This window comes from Acidovorax sp. GW823-FHT02H02 (assembly GCF_058797075.1).
In genome coordinates this window covers 89,374-96,799 of sequence record NZ_JBXAJH010000019.1, presented here as the reverse complement: position 1 = coordinate 96,799, position 7,426 = coordinate 89,374, and the positions used below count along the sequence as shown (strand labels likewise).

Annotated in this window: 7 protein-coding genes; all 7 read left to right on the top strand. The window is 60.6% G+C overall.

Features of this window, described 5'->3' with window-relative positions; genetic code table 11:
• Positions 1-133: 133 nt before the first annotated feature.
• The 7 genes from AC1RDS_RS18230 to glnA all read left to right on the top strand — a co-directional run bounded on the left by AC1RDS_RS18230 (position 134) and on the right by glnA (position 7,322).
• Entirely contained in the window at positions 134-883 is a 750-nt protein-coding gene (locus AC1RDS_RS18230; RefSeq protein WP_092700064.1) for a 16S rRNA pseudouridine(516) synthase, read from the top strand.
• Positions 884-1,051: 168 nt separating this feature from the next.
• On the top strand, positions 1,052-2,038 hold the full coding sequence (locus tag AC1RDS_RS18225; protein ID WP_425285668.1) for a YncE family protein: 987 nt from the start codon (positions 1,052-1,054) through the stop codon (positions 2,036-2,038).
• A 19-nt stretch (positions 2,039-2,057) separates the two neighbouring features.
• Positions 2,058-2,855 (top strand): polysaccharide deacetylase family protein, encoded by a 798-nt coding sequence (locus tag AC1RDS_RS18220; RefSeq protein ID WP_244273721.1) that lies wholly within the window; start codon positions 2,058-2,060, stop codon positions 2,853-2,855.
• A gap of 63 nt (positions 2,856-2,918) precedes the next feature.
• The gene (locus AC1RDS_RS18215) at positions 2,919-3,953 is read left to right on the top strand and encodes a sterol desaturase family protein (RefSeq protein WP_348682319.1); all 1,035 of its coding nucleotides are present in this window, start codon (positions 2,919-2,921) and stop codon (positions 3,951-3,953) included.
• 59 nt (positions 3,954-4,012) lie between these two features.
• Complete coding sequence (locus AC1RDS_RS18210) at positions 4,013-4,918, top strand: EI24 domain-containing protein (RefSeq protein ID WP_348707653.1); 906 nt, start codon at positions 4,013-4,015, stop codon at positions 4,916-4,918.
• Positions 4,915-5,739 carry a competence/damage-inducible protein A gene (locus AC1RDS_RS18205; protein WP_348682308.1) on the top strand — a complete coding sequence of 275 codons (825 nt, stop codon included), beginning with the start codon at positions 4,915-4,917 and terminating at the stop codon, positions 5,737-5,739. The genes AC1RDS_RS18210 and AC1RDS_RS18205 overlap by 4 nt, the downstream gene beginning before the upstream one ends.
• Before the next feature lie 167 nt (positions 5,740-5,906).
• A complete protein-coding gene (gene glnA / locus AC1RDS_RS18200; protein ID WP_026436822.1) occupies positions 5,907-7,322 on the top strand; it encodes a type I glutamate--ammonia ligase in 1,416 nt (471 codons plus the stop codon).
• Positions 7,323-7,426 lie beyond the last annotated feature (104 nt).

Here is a 7,426-nt window from a genome sequence, read left to right as displayed (position 1 = left end):
GTGTGAAAGTAGGTCATCGTCAGGCTCTTACAGCCCAGTAACGCCCCGCTCAAATTTTGAGTGGGGCGTTTCTGCTTGCGGGCAGCAAACATATGCGTGTCTTATGGAGGCGGGAAACTGTCCGCACACGGTAATGCAACTTCAAGATATTTTGTATTCACAAGGGTTTGGTACCCGTCGTGTTTGTGCGGGCCTGGTTCAGCATGGCTGGGTGGAGACGGCACGCCTGGATCAAGGCGCTTCTTTTAGCCCCTGTACGGATGCGTCGCTGGATTTCGATACCGCTGATCTGCGTTTGCGGATTCAAGGTGTGGAGTGGCAGTACCACGCCAAAGCGTATGTGATGCTGCACAAGCCTGCAGGCACCGAATGCTCGCAGAAACCGTCCACTTACCCCAGTATCTACACCTTGCTACCAGCGCCACTGCGGCAGAGACCTTGCAAGAGTGCTATCCAAGGTGTGCAGGCAGTCGGTCGTCTTGACCAAGACACGACGGGTCTGCTGTTGCTCAGTGACGATGGGCAATTCATTCATCGCATGAGTTCGCCAAAAAAGCATGTCCCGAAGGTATACCGGGTAACGGCCAAGCATCCGGTGGACGAATTGCAAATTGCAAAATTGCTGGAAGGCGTGGTGCTCGACGATGATCCCAAACCCGTGCGGGCCGCCGCGTGCACCGTCGTGGACAGCCATAGCCTTGATCTCACCCTGACGGAAGGCAAGTACCACCAGGTCAAGCGCATGCTGGCTGCTGTGGGCAATCGGGTGGAGCAATTGCATCGCTCGCGCATTGGAGCGCTGGATCTTCCCTCTGATCTTGCACCCGGTCAGTGGAAATGGTTGTCGGATGAGGATTTGTTGAGGCTGACCTCCTTGCCTTGAACTCGTGTCTGCAGGACAACGTCAGGTGAGACGGTCATTTCGTTTGCTGGTTTTCTGCCGAGGTTGCCCAATTCATGCGTGGCCAGTACGCGCATTTTTTACGCCTTGGGTTGAATACATGGGGTTGCGCAGCGCTAAACTTCCTCGCAGCTTTGAAAGTGGGTTCCTGTGAAGATTTTTTCTTATGTGTGCGGTTGCGCCACGTTGGCATGGTTCACCTTGTCTTTCGCCCATGCTGCAACGCCTGCCCCTCCCCCTGTTTTTGTCCTGAATTCGCTGGAGGCCAATGTCAGCGTGATCGATCCTGTGACCTGGACTGAAACCGTGCGGATTCCCACAGGAAAGGAGCCGCACCATCTGTACCTGACCCCGGACGAAAAATCGCTGATTGTTGCCAATGCCCTGGGCGACACCCTGACCTTTGTGGATCCGAGAACGGCGCAGGTGCAGCGCACGGTCCGGGGCATCGTCGATCCCTACCATCTGCGCTTCACGCCCGACATGAAGTGGCTCATCACGGCGGCCAACCGGCTCAATCATGTGGACTTTTACCGTTGGGACGGAAGCGAGCCTGTGCTGGTGAAACGCGTGGCCACGTCTCGCACACCCAGCCATATGTGGATAGACAGCCGCAGCGCCACGGTTTATGTGTCGATGCAGGACAGCGATGAGCTCGTAGCGATGGACATCGCAACGCAAACGATCAAATGGCGTACGAAAACGGGTGCCATGCCCGCAGATGTGTATGGCAGCGGTGACGATCGGCGTCTTTTTGTCGGGCTGACGGGCAGCGACGGCGTCGAGGTGTTCGATATTTCCGGGCGCGAGCCGCGCAGCATCAAAAAAATCACCACCGGCAATGGCGCCCATGCGTTCCGGGCTGCGGGAGATGGCCGCCACCTCTATGTCAGCAACCGCGTGGCCAATTCCATCAGCAAGATCGACATGGGCACGCAAGAAGTGGTAGCAACCTATCCCGTGCCAGGAGGGCCCGACTGCATGGATGTGTCGGCCGACGGCCGCTGGATTTATGTGAGCTCGCGCTGGGCGCGCAAGCTTTCGGTGGTGGATACCCAGGCCGGCAAGGTGGTGCGGCAAGTGGCCGTGGGGAAATCGCCCCATGGCGTATGGACCTTGCAGCACGCACCGCGGTGACGTGATGTGCGGCGTGGTCATGCGGTGGTTGGGAAGGGCGTTGAATGCCTCTATTTTGATAGCTTTTAGCGCTTTACCTATAAACGCCAACGCTCAAAATGACTGCAAAAAACCGCTCTATCTCACCTTCGACACGGGCCACATGGAGGTGGCTCCATTGATTGCGGATGTGCTGCAACGCCAGCAGGTAAAGGTGACCTTTTTTGCCGCGCAGGAACCCACCAAGCAGGGCGATGGCAGTCTCGGATCGCACTGGGCTGCATGGTGGCGCGCCCGGGGGGGCGAAGGCCACGCCTTTGCCTCCCACACCTGGAACCACGTTTACTGGCGTGCCGACCTGGGCGATGCGGCCGCGCCTGCGTTTCGCGTGCGACCCTCGGCCGGTCCGCGCCAGGGACAGGAGTTCACCATGGGGGCGCCAGAGTATTGCGAAGAGCTGGCCCGTGCCGCGGATCGGCTGCAGGCCCTCACGGGCCAGAAGCCATTGCCCCTGTTTCGGGCACCGGGTGGCAAGACATCGCCCCAGCTGCTCGCCAGTGCCAAGGCGTGCGGCTACACCCATGTGGGCTGGGCGCCGGCGGGGTTTCTGGGGGATGAGTTGCCCAGCGAAAAATTCAGCAATGACGCACTGCTGCGCAAGGCCCTGCAAGGCATACGCAGTGGAGACATCCTGATGGCGCATCTGGGCATCTGGTCACGCAAGGACGCTTGGGCCCCTGCTGTGCTGGAGCCCTTGATCGTGGGCCTGAAGGCGAAGGGTTTTTGTTTTCGCACCTTGCGGGAGCACCCGGATTACGCGCTCGGGCAGGTGCGCTGACCTGGGCGCTGTCGCAGCATTTGCTCAGAACCATGCGCAGAACAACTACTGAGGGGTGAAATGATGGAGTGGTGGGCCGATGCCTTCGATGGGGTGCAGCAGGGCTTGTTCGAGTCCACGCTGCAGCCTTTGCTCTTTGCGTTGGGACTGGGCAATCTGCTGGAAAACGGGTACGAGGCCACGGGCTGGCTGCTGGTGGGCCTGCTTCAGCTCGTGGTCATTGTGGCGGTATTCGGTCCCTTGCAGCGCTGGCGTCCCGTGGAGCCCATCACCGACCGGGCGACCATTCGTACCGACATGCTCTACACCTTGCTGCACCGGCTGGGGCTGTTTCGGGTGCTTCTGTTCTTTGCCATTGCCCCATTGATGGACATGCTGTTTGGCGCGCTCCGGGTGGTCGGTATCAGCACGCTGCAGCTCGATGGCCTGTGGCCCGGGGTGACGGACATGCCATGGGTCAGCCTGCTGCTTTATCTGGTGGTTTTCGACTTCGTGGACTACTGGTTGCACCGGGGTCAGCACCATTTCGAGTGGTGGTGGCGGCTGCACTCCCTGCACCATGCGCAGCGCCAGATGACCATGTGGAGCGACAACCGCAACCACCTGCTCGACGACGTGCTCCGAGACACGCTTCTCGTGATCGTTGCACAGGCCATCGGTGTCGCACCGGGGCAATTCATTGCCATCGTGGCGATCACGCAGCTCAGCGAGAGTTTCCAGCACGCCAACCTGCGCATCTGGTTTGGCCGCTGGGGTGAACGGCTGTGGATCAGTCCCCGGTTTCATCGTCGGCACCACGCCATTGGTTTTGGTCACGAAACCAGGCCTGCGTTGCCGCCATCCACCCCGCGGGCCGACACGGCCCAAGGTCAGCTGCCGCCCGCGGTGCGCAAGGAGGTGTTGGGCGGGCATAACTTCGGCGTGCTGTTGCCGTGGTGGGACATGTTGTTTGGCACCGCTGATTTCGATCTCCGATACGATCCCACGGGTGTCAGGGACCAGGTGGAGCCCGATCCGCAGGGCCGCCTGCGCGACTACGGCAGGGGTTTCTGGTCACAGCAATGGCGCGGCCTGCTGCGGCTGGTCGGAAAGGCCTGAATCCGCGTTCAGACCACCGGTTGAACCGATTTTTGGGCAGTCAAGGTATGCTTGCCAACATGGGACTCCTGGTCGATTCTTTCTGGCGCGCGGCGGTGTATTGCCTGCGCCCCCGTGTGATCCTGCTGTCGATGGTGCCATTGCTGCTGATCGGGGTTTTGGGTGGCGCCTTGGGCTATTTCTATTGGGATGGCGCTGTACGGGGCATGCGTACATTGCTGGAGTCTTCGGCGCTGCTGGCAACCCTCTGGGGCTGGCTGCATGCCTGGGGCATCGGCGACGCGACTGCGGTGATGGCGCCGCTCCTGGTGATTCTGGCCGCCACGCCGGTGCTGGTCATGATCTCTCTGCTGGCGGTCGCCCTGCTGACGACGCCCGCCCTGGTCACCCTGGTCGCACAGCGTCGGTTTCCCCATCTTGAGCGCAAGCAGGGCGGCTCTTTCTGGGCCAGCGCCATGTGGTCATTGGGCTCCACCTTGTTGGCGCTGATTGCCCTGGTGGTGTCGGTGCCGCTGTGGCTGGTGCCACCCTTGGTGCTCGTGCTGCCGCCGCTGATCTGGGGTTGGCTGAGCTACCGCGTCATGGCGTTCGATGCCTTGGCCGAGCATGCCAGCAAGGAAGAGCGGCGGGAGATTCTGCGCAGCCACCGAGCCCGCCTGCTGGGAATCGGTGTGTTGACCGGCTATCTGGGCGCAGCGCCTAGCCTCGTATGGGCGTCCGGAGTGGTTTTTGCTGCTGCATTTTTCATACTGGTGCCGCTGGCGATCTGGATCTACACACTCGTTTTTGCCTTCTCGTCCCTGTGGTTTGCCCACTATTGCCTTGCCGCTTTGGAGCGCCTGCGATCCGAGGGCCGTGCGCCGTCGCCTCCGGCGGCGTCTGGCGGAGGTCAGGCTGCCCTGGCCATTGCCGCCACGCCGGATGCGCCCCCCGGCACCTTCATTTCGGAGCACAAATTGCCATGAGTTCGCATATCGGTCTGATCATCGTGGGTGACGAAATTCTTTCCGGCAAGCGTGCCGACAAGCACATGCCCAAGGTGATCGAGTTGCTGTCTGCGCGCGGGCTGGCCTTGTCCTATGCCGACTATGTGGGCGACAGCCCCGAGCGCATCACCAGCACCTTGCGGCGTGCATTCTCTACGGCCGATATCGTTTTCTCGTGCGGCGGCATCGGCGCCACGCCCGATGACCACACGCGCCAGTGCGCGGCGCGGGCGCTGGGTGTTGGGCTGATGCTGCACCCGCGGGCCGAGATCCTGATCCGGGAACGCATGCAAGACACCGCACGCGAGCAGGGCGTGCCCTACGAGGCAGACCGGCCAGACAACGTTCAGCGGCTCAACATGGGCGTGTTTCCAGAAGGTGCGCGCATCGTGCCCAACCCCTACAACAAGATCCCAGGCTTCAGCTGCCATGGAACCGGCGGCGGGGCCGTGCATTTTGTGCCAGGCTTTCCGGTGATGGCGTGGCCCATGATCGAATGGGTCCTGGACCACGAATACCCGCATCTTTTCAATCGGTCCCCCCAGACAGAGCAGTCCGTCATTGTCTTTGGCGCCATGGAGGCGGCGTTGACGCCGCTGATGGAGCGCATCGAGCTGAAGCACCCCGGAATCCGGGTCTTCAGCCTGCCCAGCGTCGATCATCCACAATATGGGCGCCACATAGAATTGGGCGTGAAGGGGCCTGTTGCAGCGGTTCCCGCCGCTTGGGCGGACTTGCAAGCAGAATTGCACAATGTTGGTGCAAATTGTGGCCCCGAATTGGTGCGAAATTTGCGTTGAGCGTATTGCGAATGCTGATGCGCACATTTTTGGTGATGCTGCGTGCCGAGGATTCTTGGGTTTTGCCCTGAATGCTCCGTCCGAGTGCAGGCATTGCACTTGCCTGGCACGCAAACTGCTTTTCGTTTGGCAGATTTTTTAACAAGCGCTTTACCCAGGAGAACCTGATGGCCAAGACCGTTGCAGACGTGATGAAGCTGGTGAAGGAAAACGAAGTCAAATTCGTGGATTTCCGCTTTACCGATACCCGTGGCAAGCAGCACCACACCACGGTGCCCGTCTCGCATTTTGACGAAGACAAGTTCGTTTCGGGCCATGCCTTTGATGGCTCTTCGATTGCCGGATGGAAGGGCATCGAAGCCTCCGACATGCAGCTGATTCCTGATCCGAATTCGGCCAATATCGATCCGTTTTTCGAAGAAACGACGCTGATCCTGACCTGCGACGTGATCGAGCCCAGCGATGGCAAGTCGTATGACCGCGACCCCCGTTCGGTTGCCAAGCGCGCCGAAGCCTATCTCAAGGCCTCTGGCCTGGGCGATACCGCATTCTTTGGTCCCGAGCCCGAATTCTTCATTTTCGATGGCGTGCGTTGGAGCACCGAACCCAACCATACCTTCTACGAAATCGAAGAGTACGAAGCACCCTGGAACACCGGCTCCAAGCTCGAAGGCGGCAACCGCGGCCACCGTCCCACCCTCAAGGGCGGCTACTTCCCCGTGCCGCCCGTCGACAGCACGCAGGACATGCGCGCCGAGATGTCGCTGATTCTCGAATCCCTGGGCATTCCGGTCGAAGTGTTCCACCACGAAGTGGCGGGTGCCGGCCAGAACGAAATCGGCACGCGTTTCAGCACCCTGGTCGAGCGCGCCGACTGGACCATGCTGCAAAAGTATGTGATCCACAACGTGGCCAACGCCTACGGCAAGACCGCCACCTTCATGCCCAAGCCCTACCATGGTGACAACGGTTCCGGCATGCACGTTCACCAGTCGGTCTGGAAGGATGGCAAGAACCTGTTTGCGGGCGACGGCTACGCCGGTCTGTCGGACTTCGCGCTGTACTACATCGGCGGCATCATCAAGCACGCCCGTGCACTGAACGCCATCACCAACCCCGGCACCAACAGCTACAAGCGCCTGGTGCCGCACTTCGAAGCGCCGGTGAAGCTGGCCTACTCGGCCAAGAACCGTTCCGCCTCGATCCGCATTCCTTACGTGGCCAACCCCAAGGGCCGCCGCGTGGAAGCCCGCTTCCCCGATCCACTGATGAACCCCTACCTGGGCTTTGCTGCCCTGCTGATGGCGGGTCTGGACGGCGTGGAAAACAAGATCCATCCCGGCGAAGCTGCCACCAAGGATCTGTACCATCTGCCTCCCGAAGAGGACAAGCTGGTGCCCACCGTGTGCCACAGCCTCGACCAGGCGCTGGAAGCGCTGGACAAGGATCGCGGCTTCCTGACCAAGGGCGGCGTGTTTTCTGACAGCATGATCGACGCCTACATTGACCTGAAGATGGGTGAAGTCACGCGTTTTCGCATGGCGGTTCATCCGGTCGAGTACGACATGTACTACTCGCTGTAATCGCCTGCCCGCAGGCCATTGCATCCCAAGGCGGCGCGAGCCGCCTTTTTTCTTGGAGCGGGTGATGCCAGAGGGCATGAGCGGGAGCTCCGCCTTCATCGGTG

Bases quoted from the DNA above. Each gene is read 5' to 3' on its own strand.
- AC1RDS_RS18210 (WP_348707653.1), top strand. From the start codon at position 4,013: ATGGGACTCCTGGTCGATTCTTTCTGGCGCGCGGCGGTGTATTGCCTG.
- AC1RDS_RS18230 (WP_092700064.1), top strand. From the start codon at position 134: ATGCAACTTCAAGATATTTTGTATTCACAAGGGTTTGGTACCCGTCGT.
- glnA (WP_026436822.1), top strand. From the start codon at position 5,907: ATGGCCAAGACCGTTGCAGACGTGATGAAGCTGGTGAAGGAAAACGAA.
- AC1RDS_RS18205 (WP_348682308.1), top strand. From the start codon at position 4,915: ATGAGTTCGCATATCGGTCTGATCATCGTGGGTGACGAAATTCTTTCC.
- AC1RDS_RS18220 (WP_244273721.1), top strand. From the start codon at position 2,058: ATGCGGTGGTTGGGAAGGGCGTTGAATGCCTCTATTTTGATAGCTTTT.
- AC1RDS_RS18215 (WP_348682319.1), top strand. From the start codon at position 2,919: ATGGAGTGGTGGGCCGATGCCTTCGATGGGGTGCAGCAGGGCTTGTTC.